Here is a 17,328-nt window from a genome sequence, read left to right as displayed (position 1 = left end):
CGGACGGCGTCTACGCTCTGGCCCGTGGCCACCGCACGATCTTCAGGAGTCCCCACAACCGTTGATGATCACGCGGTGGCCGTTGCCGTTGTCACCCGGTCTGGCTCCGTCGGAGTGCAGGTGAACTTCAGGTGCCCGTGTCCTGCAGTGCGGTGATGGCCTGCGCGGTGGCGGTGCCGATGGCGCGGCTGATCGTGGCGTCGTCCGCGCCCGGCGGGGATCGAGTGAAGACAGCGACGGCGTAGCGGCGCCCATCAGGATAGGAGACTACGCCGATCTCGTTGCGGATCACGCCGACCAGGCTGCCGCTCTTGGCCGCGACCCGTACTGGCAGTCGGAACCCGCTCGCGATCCGGTGCCGCGTCAGCTGCCTGGCCATCACAGCACGCACCCGTGCACACGCGGCCGCCGGGCCCGCCTGGTCCGTCCAGATCAACCGCAGCAGGTCGACCATGTCGCGAGGAGTGGTGCGGGTCCCCTGCGACGGGTCCAAAGCGCGGGATGCAAGGAGCCGCTCGTCGGCCCGCGCCACCTCGTCCGCTGATGCACCGGCTGCCCAGGCCAGCGAGTCCTTCCAGCTGGCACAGCCCACGTCCTGGCCGATGGAATCGAGCATGGTATGCAGGTCAGACTTGATCACAGTGCCGGTCAGCCCGAGCCGCGCCGCTGTCACGTTGAGCGCGTCCACGCCGACTCGCCGCAGCAGCGCATCGGTGCTGTGGTTGTCGCTGATGGTGAGCATCAGGACGACCATGTCCCGCCATGAGAGCACGGCATCGTCGTCGAAGAGCGAGATCCCGGCCGGGCCAGGAGTCCGGTCGGCAGCACTCAGCGTCACCCGCTCGCACGGGTCCAACCGGCCTTCGGCGAACGAGATCTCCGCCTCCAGGGCGACCTGCACCTTGACCACGGAAGCCGGGACCACAGGCTCATCGGCACTCAGACCGAACTCGGCGTCGCCTTCCAGCGGCTGGACGCATAACGCGCCCTCACAGCCAGCCCGTTCGAAAATCTTTCGAATGTCGTCCGTCACGGCTTCGATTCTGTCAGCACTGCTTTCGGCCCCTGCCGACCGGTCACCCAACGCTGTGTGCGAAGAGGCTTCCCCGGACTGCAGCCAATGCCCGTGGCCCATCCCCGTCTCTCCCAGCCGAACTGCTTGAAGTGAGCATGCCCATCTGGACTTGGCCGACCACTTCAACATGTACGTGGCCAAGCGCAAGATCGCGAAGTCACACTGGAGTACTAGGCCGTGTTTTAGGAAGCGCGGGCGGCCAGCCATTTGGTGAGGTCGCTCGCGATGCGGCCGATAGCGGTCTCGACGCTGACGTCGTGTTCGCGGCGGTTGGTGTCGCGCTGAACGACCTCGTAGCCGCCCTCGTCCAGCACGGCAACGGAGGCGAACCAGGCGGGTTCGTCCTACGAACCGCGAGCTTGTCATAGCGTGTGGCGACCGCTCGGTGTTGCTTGAGTCGACCGATCCCGCACTCGACGGCGTGACGGGCCTTGTAGTCCTGAGGGTCGAAGGCGGGCGGGCGGCCACCGCCGCGGCCACGACGCTTGCGGTTGCGGATCTGGTCGGCCGGTTCCGGGATCGTGCACCTGATCCCGCGTTTACGCAGGTAGGCGCGGTTCGCGCGAGAGGAGTACGCCTCGTCGCCCCGCACCCGCAGCGGGCGGGTCCTCGGCCGGCCGCTACCGCTTCTGGGCACCCGGATTGCGTTCAGGACCGGCTCGAACTGCGGACTGTCACCCCGCTGTCCGGCGGTGACCAGCAGCGACAACGGCTTCTGGCCCTGCTCACACGCCAGATGGATCTTCGTGGTGAACCCGCCCCGCGACCTGCCCAGCCCGTGGTCGTCCGGCTCGGTGGTGATCCCTCCGGGCGGTTCCTTCTGCCCGGCGCCGTCCCGACGGGCACCGGCCACGTGCTGTGGGCACGGCAGACTGTGGAGTCGACGTTCACCTCCGACGTGATCAGCCCAGCCGCATCAGCCGGGCCTGCAACAACTCCAGCAACCGAGCCCAGGCCCCTTGCCGCTGCCAGCGCCTGAACAGGCCGTACACGGTCCGCCAGGGACCGTACTCATCTGGCAGGTCCGCCACGGGACACCGGTCCGAACCCGCCGCCGCACATCGTCCAGCAACCGCCGCCGACCCGGCGACCTGCGACTCACACCTGCCGCAGGAAGCAACGACTCCAGCACCGTCAACTGCTCATCAGAAAGATCCCCACGCCCAACACCGTGATCATCACAGCACGAGGCATGGCTCATAACCCCGACCTAAAACACCGCCTAGGTCGTCGGCCGCACGACGTGGCACTCTCAACTCGCGGCGGCTTCCTACGAGCCCCGGCGGCGTGCTGATAGGCCCGGCAAGAGGTCGGATCGACGCTCATCATCGGCCAGTCGAAGCAGGCGTCACCGCCCGGCATCGGCAGCGCCGCCTTGTCCGGGACAGGCACCCTCGGGCGGCCCGTGCGGGAAGACACGCCCGACGTGGCGAAGGCTCGGTCGCTTCTCCCAAGTCGTGCTTGGATGCGCCGAGTTGACGAACAACACCCAACAGAATGACCCGGGGGGAAGCCAACGATGAGACCATCACTCGTCAAGGCCGTGTTGGGCAAGCGAGCAGCCGGTGTGCTGTTCGCCGCTGCCGCCTGCGTCGCCGCGCTGATCGTGCCCGCGCAGAGCGCCGACGCCGCGACCGTCACCACCGGGCCGGTCTTCAACCGGCCCACTGGCACCACCGCCGAACAGCAGGCCATTCGCGCCCAGGTGCGTTCCGTCATCGCCAACGCGGACAGCGGATCGATCCTGCGGCTCGCGATGTACCACCTGTGGGACGACACGATCGCCGCGGACCTCGTCGCCGCGAAGGACCGGGGCGTCAGCGTCCGGATCGTCCTTGACCACAGCACCCTGGACTACCCGTCCTCCTACGACACCCTCAAGGCGGCGCTCGGCACCAGCACCTCCGCGTCGTCCTTCGTCGCCCTGTGCGCCTCCGGTTCGTCGTGCCTCGGGCCGGCCGGGACGGGCATCAACCACAACAAGTACCTGCTCGCGAGCAGCGTGGGTGACGGCGCCCAGAAGAACGTCGTCGTCCAGCTCACTTCGAACCTCACGCCGTCCAACTACAGCCGCTACTGGAACAGTTCGCTCACCGTCGCCGGGAACAGCGACCTCTACGACGGTTACGTCGGGTACTTCACGCGCCTGCCGGCCCAGGACCGTTCCAGCTGGTCCTACACCTATGGCAACGCGGGCGACTACAAGTACTACTTCTTCCCCAGGGCAGGAAGCGACGCGAGCACCGACACCGTGGTCAACGCCCTGGACAACATCACGTGCCGCTGGTTGGACACCGCCGGTGCGCACCGGACCACCGTCCACGCCGCCATGCTGAAGATCACCCGACAGGCCGTCGCGGACAAGCTGCGCGCGCTGGCGGGGGAGGGGTGTCTGGTCGATCTGGTCTACAGCGAGACGGACGCCGGCACCTGGAGTGCCCTGCACGGTGTCTCCGGCATCACCAACCGCTGCTACCAGCAGGACGACGACGCGGATGCCTCGACCCCCCGGCGGATCGTGCACTCCAAGAACTGGATGATCGACGGGATGTACGCGGGCACGGTCCAGAAGGTCATGTGGACCGGCAGTCACAACTGGAGCGGACCGGCGCTGCGCAACAACGACGAGGCCATGCTCCGCGTCACCACGCCGTCGGTGTACAGCGCCTTCGAGGCCAACTTCCAGGCTGTGCGTGCCGCTGCGGTGCCCGGCACCAGTGACGACGTGGCCGTCTGCAAGAGCGACGAGGTCGACTGATCCCGGCTGAACGGCCGCTGCCCTAGCCGCAGGACACCGGGCCGGCCTGCCCCCAGAAGGGCACTCCGGCCCGGCTCCGCCGTAGGTTGGTACAGGCCCAGGGCCCGCCCGGGTCACTGTCCGGTCACGGTGCGTACCAGTGAGTGTGTCAAATTAACGGCTGATCTTGGTTGTTAAGCGGTCAGTTGTTGCTCGGGGCCAGGCGGCCGTCGAAGGCGATCTGGAACGCGTTCAGAGGCGCCTTCCGACGCATGATCCACCGCTTGCGGCCCTTGCCCGTCGGGTCCAGGCTCATCAGCGCCATGTAGATGCACTTCAACGCGGCGGCCTCGTTCTGGAAGTGTCCGCGGGCGCGGACGGCCTTGCGGATGCGCGCGTTGACGCTCTCGATCGCGTTCGTGCTGCAGATGACCTTGCGTATCTCGACGTCGAAGGAGAGGAAGGGCACGAACTCGGCCCAGGCGTCCGACCACAGCTCCACAATCGCCGGATACTTCTGGCCCCAGGATTCCTGGAATTCCAGGAACCGCTCCGTCGCCGCGTCCTCACCGGGTGCGGCGTAGACGGGCTTGAGGGCCTTGGCGACCTTGTCCCAGTCCTGGCGGGCGGCATATCGGAACGAGTTCCGCAGCAGGTGAACCACACACGTCTGGACGACCGTGCGAGGCCAGACGGTCTCCACCGCCTCGGGAAGGCCCTTGAGCCCGTCGCAGACCAGCATCAGCACGTCGCGGACGCCCAAGACCGCGGAGTTACGCATCCGCCGCATCCGTCAACTCCTGCTTCTCGAGGAGTCGGCAAGCATGTAGGTGCCGTAGGAGATCTTCTGTAGGAGGCCCTCGGCTGCCCATTGGTTCATCTGGGTAGCGAAGCTCGCGGTGTTGTGGATGCCCAGGGCCGTGGCGACCTCGCGGGGGCGCCACGATCGCTTTGGGTCGGCGGCCATGAGGTGGAAGGTTCTGTTCCTGTTGCCCGCACTCATCGGCCGGAGCCCGGCCGTCGCCTTGCGGAGGTCACCGTGCGGATCCGTCGGCAGCGGTGGAGGGGTAGCGGGCGCCGCCCGCAGGCGGACGTGCAGGCCGGTGATCGAGCGGCTCTGCCGGGGGCGGGACTCGGCCGGGCGGGAGGGATAGCGCGAGCGTCCGGCCTTGACGATGCGGGGGCTGGTCCGGGGCCGTCGTGATGGCAACAGCCCGGCCAGGACCGTCCGTCCGATGGCACCGACTAATACGCCGGTGCCCGGCTGCGACTCCACGGCATCGACCATGATCGTCCGCAGAAGCTGGTAGACCGTCAGCTGCGCCCACATCTCCTGTTCCAGGCCGACGCGGTCCTGGGAGCGCAGCACCAGGCCGTCCTGGAGCGTGTGGCGCAGGGCGTAATAGGCCGATTCGATCTCCCATCGCTCCCGGTAGAGCCTCACCAGCGCCTCGGCGGGGTCACGGCGGTGGTCGAGGAGAGTGGTGGCGATGCGGTAGTGCTCGCGGGTCTCCTCCCCGCCGTCGACCTTCATGGTGATGGTCGCGTCGATGACCCGGGCCTTCAGGGTGCCGAGCCTGGTCAGGTAGGAGCCGTCCGGCAGAACGGCGAGTACGGCCGGGCGGCGCCGGGCGGTGATACGGATGGCGAACTGCGCCCCGGTGCCGGCTGCGTCGGCCAGGAACTCGTTGGCGTCGTAGCCTCGGTCGGCCAGCAGGAGCATGCTCTCGTCCAGCAGTGGCAGCAACTGCCGTGCGTATGTGGTCTCGTATTCGCTGGTCGGCCCGAACACGGCGCCCAGCAAGCCGCGGGTTCCCGTCTCACACAGGGTGGTCAGCCGCAGCAGCGGGTAACCGGCCCATCCCAGGCGGGCCTGGAGCCTGCCGAGCCAGGCCCGGTTCCTCTCGGAGTCAGGTGCCTTGATCGCGCTGCACGCGTCGAAGGCCACAGTGCGCCAGCGCCGGTAGCGCACTCCAGGCGTGGACGGTTGGGCGAGGGGCCCGGCCACCACCGAGAACAGCGCCTGGAACGGACCGACACCCAAGCGCCTGCGCAGACACCTCAGCGCCTTTTCGCTGGGCTCGACGGAGTACAGGCGCCCCAGACCGCAGACCAGCTCGCTCCAGACGCGCCGGTAGCCGAGGGAAATCTCCCCGGAGGCCGCCGCCGACGTGCCGAGCCTGGTGCCGGGCTGGTCGCTGGACGTGACGAGCGCGGAGACCTGCCGGAAGGTGACACAGCGGCTGAAGATCGTCGGGGTGAAGGTGTCCGAGGCAGGTGGCGACGAGAACACCGCGGGCCGCGAGTCGGTACAGGTGCAGGTCGCGGCGTCCGGGGCGGAGACGGCCTGGTGGCGACGCGGGGATCGCCCGTGCGGCGGATCGTCGGCAACCCGTTGGCCGGGGTCCTCGGCCACCTCGACCACCAGGCACGCACAGCCGCACGAAGGCGCCCGGCCGGCGGGCCGGTGGAGGACGACCCGCCTCGGCGCGAGCCGCAGCCCCTGGCCCCGGCCGGGCCCGCTGGGACGGTGCTGCTCACCGACGAGGACGGCCGAATCCGCTGGACGTTCCCGGCCGCGTACCGGCGTGCCCGGCGGCCACCGCGGTGGCGGTGGACCCGTCACCGGACGGCGGCGACCGCACCGTGCTCGTGGCGCTGGAGGAGGTCACCGCATGGTGTGTGACCGTACGAGCCTGGCGGACGCGGGCGCGGCGCGGCACGGGGGTTGCCGAGCCGGCCGGGCCGGGTGTGCAGGTGCACGTGATCGCGCTGGACGGGGGCGCTGGCGGGTCCGGTCGCTCGGCCCGTGGGACACACCGCCGATCTGGGCGGTGTGTCCCACGGGCCGCTTCACGGTCGAAGCGTTCGAGCCCCTTGGGCGAACCCTGGTCCACGCCCCACCGCGCAACCGTCGTCCAGCGACACGGTCACAGTCGTCACTTACTTTCCGTCGAGCGAGAAGGCATAGAGCTTGTCGTTGTCGCCCTTGTAGCCGAGACCGAGCCCGGCGGTGCGGTAGCCGCTGCCCCAGTAGACGGTTCCGTTGACGACCGACGCGCCGGCCCACACAGAGCCGCCGCTGGGGAAGGCCCACTCGATCTGGCCGGTGTCGGCGTCCAAGGCATACATGTTGTCGCCGGTGGGCGCGCCGGAGCCGGCATACACCACGCCGTTGGCAGCGGAGACGAAGCCGTCGTCCATGTAGTCGCCCTGCGGGTCGGCGACCTGCCATACGACCTTACCGGTGGCCGCGTCGAGGGCCGCCCACAGGCCACCGGTCGTCGTGGTCTTCTTTCCGTCGTACGCCGTCAGCGTGTAACTCTTGTGCGACCCGTTCGCGATCGCGGCGTAGATGTGCTTGCCGTCGGTGGCCGACCCCCACTCGATGCCGCCGAGCGCTCCGCCCGGCCCGGCCTGGCTCTTCCAGACCACCTTGCCGGTGGCCGGGTCGAGCGCCCAGTAGATGCCGCTCTTCTGGCCGATGCCGAGCAGGTCGGTGCGCTTGCCGTTCACGGTCGTGGTGTAGAGGTTGGGCGCGCTGCCGAAATCGTAGTCGGGTGCGTCGTTCGGGACGGGTACGGTCCAGGTGTCCGCGGTCAGCGTCGGGCGGGCCCAGTCGATCTTGCCGCTCTTGAGGTTGAGCGCCAGGATGCTGTCGATGTGGTCCGCGGCGATCGGCGGGGTGCAGTCGGTTTCACCCGGGTCGGTGCAAACACCGGGAGGCGTGGTGTAGTTGTTGCCGGTGGCCACGAAGAGTTTGCCGGTCTTGTGATCGACGACCGGCTGGCTGCCCCACATGGCGCCGCCCGTGTAGCCCTTGGGAATGGTGTAGGTCTTCCACAGAATCTTGCCGGTGGTGGCGCTGGCCGCGATCACCGATCCGCGGAAGGTCTGCGGCCCGCTCAGGGTCTCGCCCTTTGAGGATGTGCCGAAGTAGACCACTCCGTTGTCCACGGTCGGCGAGCTGGTGACAATTGTGGCCGGGTCCTGGTCGACCTTGGTACGCCACCGCATCTTGCCGGTGCGGGCGTCGATGCCCACTATGTAGGCGCTCTTCATCGCTGAGACGCCTTGTGCTCCGGTGCCGATCACGAGCTCGCCGTTCCAGTACGCCGGGCTCGTGCGCGACACATCACCGGGGATGCCGTTGTAGGAGCTGATGTCGCGGGACCAGATGGCCTTTCCCGTAGTGGCGTTGATCGCCCAGAGCTTCCCGCCCCAGTCCGGTACGTAGACCACTCCGTTGACCACGGTCGCCGTGGCCGAGATGTTACCGGCGGTGGTGAAGGTCCACTTGGGCTTCAGCTTTCCTACGTTCGCCGAGTTGATGGTGTGTTCGGTCGCGGCATACCGGGTGTTGTGGTTGTTCTGCCCGGCGCTGGCCCAGTCCGGCTGCACGGGACCACTTGCCTTGACCTGGGCGCCCGAGGCCGTGTGGCCCCCGAGCACGGCCGCTCCCGCCGGCCAGGCGGCAAGGGATCCCAGCGCGAGCGCGCCCGAGGCCCCTATGGCCCACAGCTTTGACCGCCGGCCGGGTTGACTGGTCTTGGTCGACATACCGATCGCTCCTTCAAAAGACCCACTCCTGCTCCTGCGAACACGGCCGCTATCGGCACTCGGGTGGGCAGCGCTCCGCAGCAGATGCGAATGTTCTGCTGCGGCTGTACTGACGGCGAGCCTAGGTTTTGCACAGCCGATCGAATGCCTCCGAGTGCACAGCGATTAGCCCGGGAGCGAATACTCCTTCCTCTTCATCACGCTTGTCGGACCCATCCCATCTGGCAGTACTGGACGCGTCCCGGCGTTGTCAGGGCTGCTCTCGCCCTCCCCGCCATCACACGGATCAGGCTGCCCTCAGCTTCAACCCCACTGCTGCGACGGCAGGTTGGTTGGTATATGTCATCCACCTCCACCCGAACCAACAGCGCCTCACGGCGCAAACTTGGGGCTAACCTCGATGTCGCGCCGCTGGTTTTGGGCCGGGCTCACTTCGCACCCGAGGGGTGAGTTGTGGCATCGGTCTGCGTGTGCTCGGACTACTTCACTGTCGGCGATGACGGGCGGCTGTGCCTGATCCCTGGCCGGCAGGGCCTGCGCCAGGTGCTCTACTTCAACACCGCCGGCACGTACTCGTTCAAGAAGGCCGATTACCTGTGGCTGACGCGGGTCTTCGTGAGGGTCCAGGCGGGCGGCGGCGGCGCGGCCGGGGCGCGGGCGAGCGCGGGCCAGCTGGTCGCGCAGCCCGCGGATCGGGCGGCGGCTACTCGGAGAAGTTGATCGACGTCTCGGCGCTCGGGGCGACGGAGGCGGTTGTGGCCGGTGCGGGCGGCGCAGCTGGCACGGCCACCCCGGACGGCGGCCGGGCGGCAACTCTTCCTTCGGCGGCCTGTGCACCGCGAATGGTGGTGCGGGTGGGCAGGCGGTGATGTCGACCGGTGCCACGCCGGTGTGCTTCTCCGGGACGTCCGGCCCGGCTGCTGGCGCCGGGGACTTCGCCCAGGGCGGTGGCCCTGGTGGGGGAGCGTTCCGGGCTCAGCGGCGGCGAGGGCCAATCCGGAGAAGGCGGCGAGTCGCGCCTCGGGCACGGCGGCTGGCGGCGGGCTTCGACCGGCGGCGGTGGCAGTTCGCGCGGCTTCGGCGGTGGGGCGGCAGGCGCCCTCGCGCGGGACAGCGACACGACGGACGGCACCAACGGGGGCGGCGGCCTGGTGAGCGTGGGGTGAGGGGGCAACGGTGGGAGCACCTACCGGCCCCGTCATGACGGGGGCAGCGCGCGGGCCGACGCGGAGGTGTTGGCGAGCTCGGCGACCAGGTCACCGGCGGTCACGCGGACCAGGGTCTCCGAGGCGTCCCCGGCCCCGGGGAACAGCCGGTAGAAGGTGCCCGAGGCCCGCGCCGGCCCGATGTCCCCATGCACCGTCGCCAGGAACACCCGCCTGCCGGAAGCGAGTTCGGCCGCCGCCGCGCCGGGGTCCGGGTGCGGGGGCCGCTCCTCGGCCTCCTCCATGGAAGACACCCGGGCGGCGAACGCGGCCGTGTCCTCGTCCGGTCGCCGTCGATACCGCAGCAGGGCGGGCTCCGGCTCCCGGCACACCACGGCCACCTCGCGGGAGCGGGCCGCGGCCCGCAGCACCGCGAGGTCCCACAGGGTGGCCCGGCTGCCGGAGCCGAACTGCTCCCACAGGTCCCGGGCCACAGTGGCCAGCACAGCGCCGCCGTGCGAGCGGATGCTCTGGAAGCCGTCCGTGGACGGCAGATGGGTGTCCGTCCACAGCATCCGGCGCCGGCCCAGGTCCACGACCATCGGCAGGCACACGCGCGACTCGCCCGCCAGGTCGAAGCGCTGGCGGACCGTGCGCGGGTCGTAGGAGGCGTCCCGCGGGCCCTGCTCGGGCAGCGCCATGAAGCCCGCGAAGGCGTCCTGCAACTCCTCGAACGGCACGTTGTTGAAGCTGAAGACCAGCGGGACGGCATAGACGTCCCCCCGTTCCGCCAGCCGCTCCAGGTCCAGGTCCACGTACTCGGTGGCGCCCCGCGGCGCAGGGGCGGAGGTGAGGTCGCCGGAGTGGACCGCGGCCTCCGTGCCGTGCACCAGGTTCGTGTAGTCGCACAGGCCGGTGAAATTCCAGTCGGCGTCGAAGAACGCGACCGACAGGTCCAGGTCGGTGCGGTTGCCCTGGGGTTCGGTCCAGTGCAGGAACAGCCGCAGCACCGCACCCTCGGGCAGCGTCTGCGTGCTGCCACGAGGCACCGCCACCAGAGCCTTCGCGGTGGACCGCTCGGTGAACGGCACGATGAGGTCGACCAGGCCCGCATCCAGCACCGACAGCGCGTACGGCTCCCCCGCGGCGAACCGGCGCAGCAGTTCGGCCCGCAGCAGCGTGACCGCCGCCGTGACCAGCCCGGCGGGCAGTGGAGCCCGCCGCTCCGGAACGGACAGAGCCCGGGTGACCTCGCCGCGTGGGAAGAACACCCGGCGGCGGCCGGTGCGGTCCTCGGCGCGGACCCGCAGTGCCCCGAGCGCCGACAGCAGCGGCCCCGGCCCCACCTTCGGCAGCCCGCGTACCAGGGCCTTCTCCAGTTCCGGGTCGAGGTCGTCGGAGGTGTGCAGGCGCAGCAGCAGGTCCAGACGGCGCACCAGTTCGCCGGGACGCTCCCCGGCGAGGGCCGCGGCCCGGCCCGCGTCGCCCTCGGCCACCGCCTGCTCCAGTCGCCCGGCCCAGGTGGCCGGACGGATCCGGACACCTTCCACGCGGACGGCGTCCGGATGGGCGGCGGCCGTCTCCAGCAGGGCGGCGCCGAAGGCGGTACCGGGATCCACCGGGGTCCCGCGCAGCACGGCGAAGGCAAGAGCGGCGCGCGGATGCCGGGCGTGCCGTTCGAAGGGGTGCAGGACCTCCGCGGCCCGCTTCCATGCCGTGGGGTGCCGCAGCACGTCCTCCACCAGGTACGGCGTCTGCAAACCGTCGAGGACCGCCAGGAGTTCGCGGCGCAGCGGGCGCGGCAGGCTGGTGAAGCGCGACGGCGTCACCAGCCCGGCGTCGCCGCCGGAGAGCACGGCGAGCAGCCGCAACACGTCGGTGGCGGTGGTGAGCCGCTCGGTCAACAGCTTCCCTGTCGGGAGGCCGTCCGGCGCCTCGCGCACCAGCGCGCCCAACACCATCGCCTTGGTCTCCCGGACCGGGATCTCCTCCGGCAGCAGGCCCTGGCCGGCCGGAGTGAGCGGCAGCAGAGTGAGCAGGTCGTCGCGGTCTTGCGGGGAGAGCGGGGTGCGACGGGCCAACAGGGAGTCCACCACGGCGGTGGCGTCGGCGGCCCGGTCGGTGCCGTAGCGCAGCAGCCGCAGCGGACCGGGCACGGGCGCCTTGGCGGCACCGACGGCACGCACCGGCCGCAGGAAGGGGTCATCCGCGTCGATCCGGCGGTGGCAGACCGGGCAGCCCGCGTAGCCGGAGCCGTCCCAGCACAGCCGGCACACCAGGTGTGCGCAGGGCGAGACGGGGAACACCGTGCGCGCCTCGCCGCACAGCACGCAGGGCTGGTCCGGCTGCTGAAGCAGGAAGGCGAAGACCCGGTCCACGTACAGCGCCTCGGTGTCCCGGGGCACGGTGCGCGGGAAGCGGCGGAAGAGCGGGAGGTGGGTGCGGTCGGAGCCGAGCAGGTCATCCGTAAGCCCGACCAGGCGGGCGTGCGCGGCCGCCAGATCCTCGGAGGACAGCGAGCGGAGCGCCGCGTGCAGCGCGGGGGAGAGGACGTGACCGCGGCCGAGCAGCTCGGCCTCCAGCCGACGCAGCGCCGGTCCTGTTCCGCCGCCGGACGCGGACGCCGTGTCCACGTAGACGGTCTGGATACGGCGCAGCAGTACGGACTCGGCAGCGAGCAACAGGGGATTCCCCTCCACGACGACCTGGAACAGAAGAACGGGGACGGAGAGTGGGCGCGCTGAGTCTTTTCGAAGAAGGTGAGAAGGATGCGCGCCGGGGAGCCGCCCCCGTTGCTCCTGATCCCATCACAACCCCTGGCGAGCGCCCAACGAATTAATCGAACTGACGGCGGGGCACCACAAGAGCGCCCACCGGGGTCGTACCGCACACCGCGGCCGGGGCGCATGGGCGGCTCGGCACCGGTACGGCTGTTGCCCAGGGGACGCCCAGTGCGGCGAGGGCGGCCTGCTGCTCCTGGGTGAGTTTGCCGCAGCGCTGCTTGGTGTTCGAGACCCAGACCCCGAGTCTCACGGTCACGGGTTCTGTCTGGCCGTGGATGGTGATCCGTTCGCTGTGGCCGCGTGGTACGGGCCGGCTCGCGCCTTCCCGCTCGACCCACTGCGCGAGAGCCGCCAGCCCGCGCTGGAATGCCTGCTGTGCTTTGCTCGGGCCATTCGCCGGCCCGGCTGCCGGGGCGGGAGACGGTGCCTCAGTGGGCCTGATGCCCAGTGCGGTCAACCGCTCCTGCTGCTCGGGCATGAGCCGCGCCCAGGTGGCCGGCTGCTTCTGCTGCTGGAGCCATCTGCCGATGTCGTCGCCGTCCATCAGCACGCCCGGCCGGATCTCGGGGAGGCTGCCGTCGGCGTCGACCACGTCGGCGAGTACGCGGTAGTGGCGTTGCCAGTGCAGCGGCCAGGGGCAGTCCCAGTCCGGGTCGATCGCCGTGAGCTGCGCCGCGCGCGCGGCGGCCCGTTCCGGGTCCTTGCCCAGGCCGTTCTTCGCCCCCTTGCGCCGGAGGTTGGCCATGTGCTGCCCGACCGGCACCATCGCCTCGCCCTCGCCCCAGACGGCGTCCTGCCGAGGCGCGAGGTGTCCGGTGGCCCCGTGGTAGGCCCGGAGCGCGGCGAGTTTGTTCTCCCACGCTTCCTCGCCGGGCTCCCACACCATCCCGGCCTCGGGGGCGTCCAGCAGTTCCTTGCGGCGCGGCTCCAGCTCCCCCGCTCGTAGCGCCTTCCGCTGCTGGTGCACCCATCGGCCAAGGGGGAAGCCCTTCGTGACGCCCACTTCGGCCTCGGCGTCGTAAGGAACGGCGTAGAGGCCGGTGATCTCGTGCTCCTTCCGCCAGCGGACGAGGGCTTGGTAGCCCTCCAGCCACGCCAGGGACTCCGGCCGGTAGACCCGGGTGCGCAGGAAGGCCGCGATGGTCGCCGCGTCCCGGGGAGAGGAGAAGTGGAGCAGGGCCGACTCGGCAACCCCCTCGATGCCGTCCTCCCCCCGGCCCTCGCCGCCGGCCCCGATGATCCGCCCGTCCTCGTCCCGCCGGACGTGCACCTTGCGCTGTCCGCTGGTGAGGGCGCGTGAGGCGAGCTGCTCGACCAGGCGCTCGTCGTGACTGCGCAGGCCCTGGAGCACGGCCACCAGGGGGCGGAAGGAGGCGGAGGCGATCATGTCGGTCGGGTCCTCGCCGGGCTGGAGGAAGACGGGCACGATGATGCGGGCGACCTTCGTGCTGCCGTCACGGTTGGGCCGCAGCGCCCGGCCGATGTTCTGCACGATCTCCACCTGCGAGCCACGGGTGTCGGCGAAGCAGACGGCCTCCACGCCTCGCTCGCCGGTGATGTCGACGCCTTCCCCGAGCACGCGACAGCTCGCGAGGAACGCCCGGTGCACGCGCCGGCCCGCGGCGTCGATGCCGCCTGCGAACTGCCGCAGCACCTCGCGCCGTTCGGGCACGAGGTGGTCGCCGCACAGCCACGCCGACCACACCCGGTCCGGGGGTACGTGTCGGCCGGCCTCCAGCTCGTAGAACTCCGCGTCGATCGACGACGCGGGAAGCCGGCCCGCGGCCGCCAGGTCGTCGTCCGAGGCATCGCCGACGTACAGCGCCGCGGCCGTCTGCGGCAGCTTCTCCGCGAACGCGGCGGCCTCCTCCACCTTCTGGTGGAACGTCATCACGGTACGCAGGTTGTGCGCGGCCGCGTGCTCCAGGAGCGCCGTCTGCAGCAGCGCCAGGCGTCGGCCCCGCAGCGCTTCCTCCGACTCCCCGAAAACAGGGGAGGGATCGCGGATCTCCAGCACGTCGATCTCGAACCCCGCGAGGATCCCCCGCTCGATCGCCTCCGAAAGCCCGAGTTCGGCCAGCCACGGCCCGTACGTCTCGGAGTCCTGGCCCATCGACGCCAGCTCCAGCTCCTGGCCGCCCGCGCCTTTCTGCGGTCGGGGAGCCGCCAGGACGCGCGGGGTCGCGGTCAGGTACAGCCGGAAGTCCGCCGGGATCCGCTGGTTGTCGTGGATCGCCGCCCACGGACGCCCGAGATCACCGGCCGTGCCGTGGGCCTCGTCCACGACCGCGAGATCGAAGCCCTCCATCTGCTGCCCGAAGAGGCGCTCCCCACCGGCCAGAGCGGCCTCCAGTGGCCCGCGCACCTTCCGTTGACCCGTCATCGGGGCCTCCGGATCCTCACGGTCCACCAGGGAGGCGTACGTGGCGAACACGACCACGGGTCCGTGCCCGACCCACAGGGCGAGCTGGATCGGGTTGGTGGTGGCACGCACCCCCAGCTCGTCCAGCACCGGGTCGTTCTCCAGCGAGCACACGGCGACCATCGGGGCCCGGTGACCCACCAGGCGCCACGCCTGAGCGGTCTGCACGAGCAGGTCCAAGGTCGGCACCATCACGAGGATCCGGCCGCCGGGAAAGCATTCCAGTGCGCACGCGGAAGCGGTGATCGTCTTTCCCGAGCCGGTCGCCGAGACGATCGTGCCCCGTGCGCCCTGCGGGAGTACGGCTGACCGTGACGGGAATCCCACCCACTTCCGGAAAGCGGCCTTCTGATCTACCTGATGTTTCTTGAGTCGGATCACGGAGAGGTCCAGGAACTTTCGGTTTCGGCGGGCAGGCCCGGGGACGGCGAGAGGATCCTTACGCGGCCTGCCAGTTCGTCGGTGCCGCGGGCGCCCACGAACGCCTGACGTTCTCCCACCCTGCCGTCACCGCCAGGCACCGGCTGGGTCGGCTCGCGCAACGCCTGGGCGGCGTCCAGCTTCTCGGCTGTTCCCTCGCACGGGAACACGGTCAGCCTCATCGCGCTTCCCCTCCAGGAACCCCTTCCATAGATTTCCTCTGCTGTATACAGCAGCCTGACCTTTCTACAGCAGGCGGGTGCCGGCTCGGTCGGCGCACGGCTCGGACGGCGGGTGCGGGTGTCGGCCGATGGCGGAACGAAGTCCTGCCGGTGGGAACGCGAAGCGGCCGACGACTGAACGTGAACGCGTGATGACGGGGCTTCCCGGGCGGCCGGAGCGCGAGGATGATGTCCGCGTGATTCGGGACCTGCCGCCATTGCCGTTGCCCCAGTACGCCGTCGTGCGCATCGGCTGCTCAGCAGACGTGCCCGACGAGATCTCCGGCGATCTACGGCAGAAGGGCGTGCCGGCAGGGCTGATCGGTTACGAGTACCAACCGCTGAGCGAGGCGACGCTCCTGGACGGGACCGGTGAGAGCGGGTCGGTCGTCTTCGGGACCAGCGGCCTGTTCGGACGGCTCGGCATCGACGTGGCGTCACGTCGCGTGGTGCACATTCCCACGCCCGAGTCCGCAACCACCAACCACGTGAACAGGGACCTTGGAATCTTCCACGAGTGCGTCGCGGCCACGATCGCCCGCTTCCCGTTCTACGAGGAAGGCGAGGAGGAGAGATTCCAGGCGGCGGCGGACGAGCTGCGCGAGCTCGTCACCACCCTTGATGACACCGCACTCGCCCACAACGGGTTCTGGGAGACCCTGTGCGACGACGTAGAGATGGGCGATTACGCGAACTGGAGGGACTGAGACACCTCGGCCTCCAGTATCAGGCCCGTGGCCGCCAGACAGCCGTTGACCAGAGTGTTTGGCCGCGATCGTGTTCGTGGCGACGACCGGGTGCGCCTGGCGGCAACTGCCGCCGATGTTCGGTCGGCACTGGTGGGTAGTCGAGCGCGGCATGTCCTGACTGTCCGACTGCCGACGGCTGCACCGACGCTACGAACGCGGGGCCGGAGGTCGTCCGCCCGGTAGCCCATGAAGCCGAGAGCGGACACGCTCATGGCGAACATCTCTGCCCAGCGCGGTCGCCGGGTACCACCGTGAACGGATGATTGAAGAAACGATTGAAGAGGTGTTCGCGGCCGGCGGCTGCTGGGGGAGCCTGAGCGCGCTGGAGATCGACGGGCCAGGACGGCTGTCGGTGGCGGGCGGAGAACTCGCGGTGGCGGCCTCCACGTTCAAAATCACCATCGGCCTGGAGCTCTTCTGCCAGGCTGCGGAGGGGGAGCTGGACCCCACCGAGCGAGTGGTTGTATCGCCGGCCGAAGCGTCGCTGGGCGGCCAGGGGCTCTGCATCACCGAGGACTCGGTGGAGATTTCGCTGCGGGACCTTGCCCGGCTGATGCTGACCATCAGCGACAACACCGCGACCGACGTGCTGATCCGCCGGATCGGCATCGAGCGGGTCAGAGCGCGCCTCACCGGGCTGGGCTTCACCGGCTTTCACCTCCCGGGCACGATCCAGCACGAGCTCGACACCGCGGCCCGCGACGCCGGATTCACCGGTTGGGGCGCGATGGCCGACGGGATTCGGGACGCCACGTCGCCGGAGGAGGGCGAGGCGACGTGGCAGCGGGTGCTGGCGTCGCCGGGGATGCGGCCGGGACGGATCAGCAGCGCGACCGCCGACGACCTGGCCGCCCTGGTCCGCGCGGTCTGGCGGGACGAGGCCGGTCCTGCCGAAGCGTGCTCGAACCTGCGCCGCGTGATGGGACAGCAGCGGCTCACCCGGAAGATCGCCACCGGCTTCGGGCCGGAAGTACTGGTCGCGTCCAAGTCGGGCACCGTGCCGGGTGGCGTCAGCAACGACGTCGGCGTGGTCACCTTTCCCGACGGGCGGCGGTATGCGATTGCCGTCCTCACCCGGCCGCTGACGCTCGGGGCATCCACCCGTGAGGACGTCCTCGGCACTGCGGCCCGGGCGGCCCTGGACCACCTTCGCACGAATGGGGCGCCCCTCTCGGAGTGAGGATCGCGGGGGCCGCGCCTGGGGGTGGGGGCGCGT

General features: G+C 70.1%; 12 protein-coding genes and 3 pseudogenes. 5 read left to right on the top strand and 10 right to left on the bottom strand.

Translation table 11 applies throughout. From position 1 onward, the window contains the following. Nucleotides 1–127: 127 nt before the first annotated feature. The 4 genes and pseudogenes from AB0927_RS22775 to AB0927_RS22760 all read right to left on the bottom strand — a co-directional run. Nucleotides 128–1,033 (bottom strand): serine hydrolase, encoded by a 906-nt coding sequence (locus AB0927_RS22775; protein WP_366669495.1) that lies wholly within the window; start codon nt 1,031–1,033, stop codon nt 128–130. Nucleotides 1,034–1,257: 224 nt separating this feature from the next. After that, a complete protein-coding gene (locus tag AB0927_RS22770) occupies nt 1,258–1,389 on the bottom strand; it encodes a hypothetical protein (protein ID WP_366669524.1) in 132 nt (43 codons plus the stop codon). A 38-nt stretch (nt 1,390–1,427) separates the two neighbouring features. Next, nucleotides 1,428–2,276: pseudogene (locus tag AB0927_RS22765) on the bottom strand (IS5 family transposase); the annotation flags it as partial. A gap of 53 nt (nt 2,277–2,329) precedes the next feature. Then, nucleotides 2,330–2,413: pseudogene (locus tag AB0927_RS22760) on the bottom strand (transposase); the annotation flags it as partial. A gap of 181 nt (nt 2,414–2,594) precedes the next feature. Between AB0927_RS22760 and AB0927_RS22755 the strand changes: the two are divergent. Then, on the top strand, nt 2,595–3,833 hold the full coding sequence (locus AB0927_RS22755) for a phospholipase D-like domain-containing protein (protein WP_366669494.1): 1,239 nt from the start codon (nt 2,595–2,597) through the stop codon (nt 3,831–3,833). A gap of 181 nt (nt 3,834–4,014) precedes the next feature. Here AB0927_RS22755 and AB0927_RS22750 read toward each other — a convergent pair. The 3 genes and pseudogenes from AB0927_RS22750 to AB0927_RS22740 form a co-directional block, all read right to left on the bottom strand. Next, a pseudogene (locus tag AB0927_RS22750) lies at nt 4,015–4,572 on the bottom strand (transposase); the annotation flags it as partial. Nucleotides 4,573–4,605: 33 nt separating this feature from the next. Then, nucleotides 4,606–6,228 (bottom strand): IS4 family transposase, encoded by a 1,623-nt coding sequence (locus AB0927_RS22745; RefSeq protein ID WP_366669493.1) that lies wholly within the window; start codon nt 6,226–6,228, stop codon nt 4,606–4,608. Nucleotides 6,229–6,755: 527 nt separating this feature from the next. Next, nucleotides 6,756–8,372: a PQQ-binding-like beta-propeller repeat protein gene (locus AB0927_RS22740; protein ID WP_366669492.1), complete on the bottom strand. Its 1,617-nt coding sequence runs from the start codon at nt 8,370–8,372 to the stop codon at nt 6,756–6,758. Nucleotides 8,373–8,825: 453 nt separating this feature from the next. Here AB0927_RS22740 and AB0927_RS22735 point away from each other — a divergent pair, with 453 nt between their 5' ends. Next, on the top strand, nt 8,826–9,092 hold the full coding sequence (locus AB0927_RS22735; protein WP_366669491.1) for a hypothetical protein: 267 nt from the start codon (nt 8,826–8,828) through the stop codon (nt 9,090–9,092). Nucleotides 9,093–9,328: 236 nt separating this feature from the next. Then, nucleotides 9,329–9,538 (top strand): hypothetical protein, encoded by a 210-nt coding sequence (locus AB0927_RS22730; RefSeq protein WP_366669490.1) that lies wholly within the window; start codon nt 9,329–9,331, stop codon nt 9,536–9,538. A gap of 32 nt (nt 9,539–9,570) precedes the next feature. Here AB0927_RS22730 and AB0927_RS22725 read toward each other — a convergent pair whose 3' ends face one another. The 3 genes from AB0927_RS22725 to AB0927_RS22715 all read right to left on the bottom strand — a co-directional run bounded on the left by AB0927_RS22725 (nt 9,571) and on the right by AB0927_RS22715 (nt 15,324). Next, the gene (locus AB0927_RS22725) at nt 9,571–12,198 is read right to left on the bottom strand and encodes an MXAN_6230/SCO0854 family RING domain-containing protein (RefSeq protein WP_366669489.1); all 2,628 of its coding nucleotides are present in this window, start codon (nt 12,196–12,198) and stop codon (nt 9,571–9,573) included. A 154-nt stretch (nt 12,199–12,352) separates the two neighbouring features. Then, on the bottom strand, nt 12,353–15,103 hold the full coding sequence (locus AB0927_RS22720; RefSeq protein ID WP_366669488.1) for a Helicase associated domain protein: 2,751 nt from the start codon (nt 15,101–15,103) through the stop codon (nt 12,353–12,355). Further along, entirely contained in the window at nt 15,100–15,324 is a 225-nt protein-coding gene (locus tag AB0927_RS22715) for a hypothetical protein (protein WP_366669487.1), read from the bottom strand. The genes AB0927_RS22720 and AB0927_RS22715 overlap by 4 nt, the downstream gene beginning before the upstream one ends. 191 nt (nt 15,325–15,515) lie before the next feature. Between AB0927_RS22715 and AB0927_RS22710 the strand changes: the two genes are divergently transcribed. After that, nucleotides 15,516–16,070 carry an SUKH-4 family immunity protein gene (locus AB0927_RS22710; protein WP_366669522.1) on the top strand — a complete coding sequence of 185 codons (555 nt, stop codon included), beginning with the start codon at nt 15,516–15,518 and terminating at the stop codon, nt 16,068–16,070. Nucleotides 16,071–16,371: 301 nt separating this feature from the next. Next, on the top strand, nt 16,372–17,292 hold the full coding sequence (locus tag AB0927_RS22705; protein WP_366669486.1) for a serine hydrolase: 921 nt from the start codon (nt 16,372–16,374) through the stop codon (nt 17,290–17,292). Nucleotides 17,293–17,328: the final 36 nt, after the last annotated feature.

Origin of the sequence: Streptomyces sp. NPDC048106 (assembly GCF_040706415.1) — a bacterium.
Taxonomy (GTDB): Bacteria; Actinomycetota; Actinomycetes; order Streptomycetales; family Streptomycetaceae; genus Streptomyces.
The sequence above is the reverse complement of the archived record's forward strand: the minus strand, read 5'-3'. Positions and strand labels throughout refer to the sequence as shown.

What these genes read in the sequence shown, in the direction of transcription:
- AB0927_RS22755 (WP_366669494.1), top strand. Translation starts at nt 2,595, where the DNA reads ATGAGACCATCACTCGTCAAGGCCGTGTTGGGCAAGCGAGCAGCCGGT.
- AB0927_RS22740 (WP_366669492.1), bottom strand. Translation starts at nt 8,372, where the DNA reads ATGTCGACCAAGACCAGTCAACCCGGCCGGCGGTCAAAGCTGTGGGCC.
- AB0927_RS22715 (WP_366669487.1), bottom strand. Translation starts at nt 15,324, where the DNA reads ATGAGGCTGACCGTGTTCCCGTGCGAGGGAACAGCCGAGAAGCTGGAC.
- AB0927_RS22710 (WP_366669522.1), top strand. Translation starts at nt 15,516, where the DNA reads ATGACGGGGCTTCCCGGGCGGCCGGAGCGCGAGGATGATGTCCGCGTG.
- AB0927_RS22705 (WP_366669486.1), top strand. Translation starts at nt 16,372, where the DNA reads ATGATTGAAGAAACGATTGAAGAGGTGTTCGCGGCCGGCGGCTGCTGG.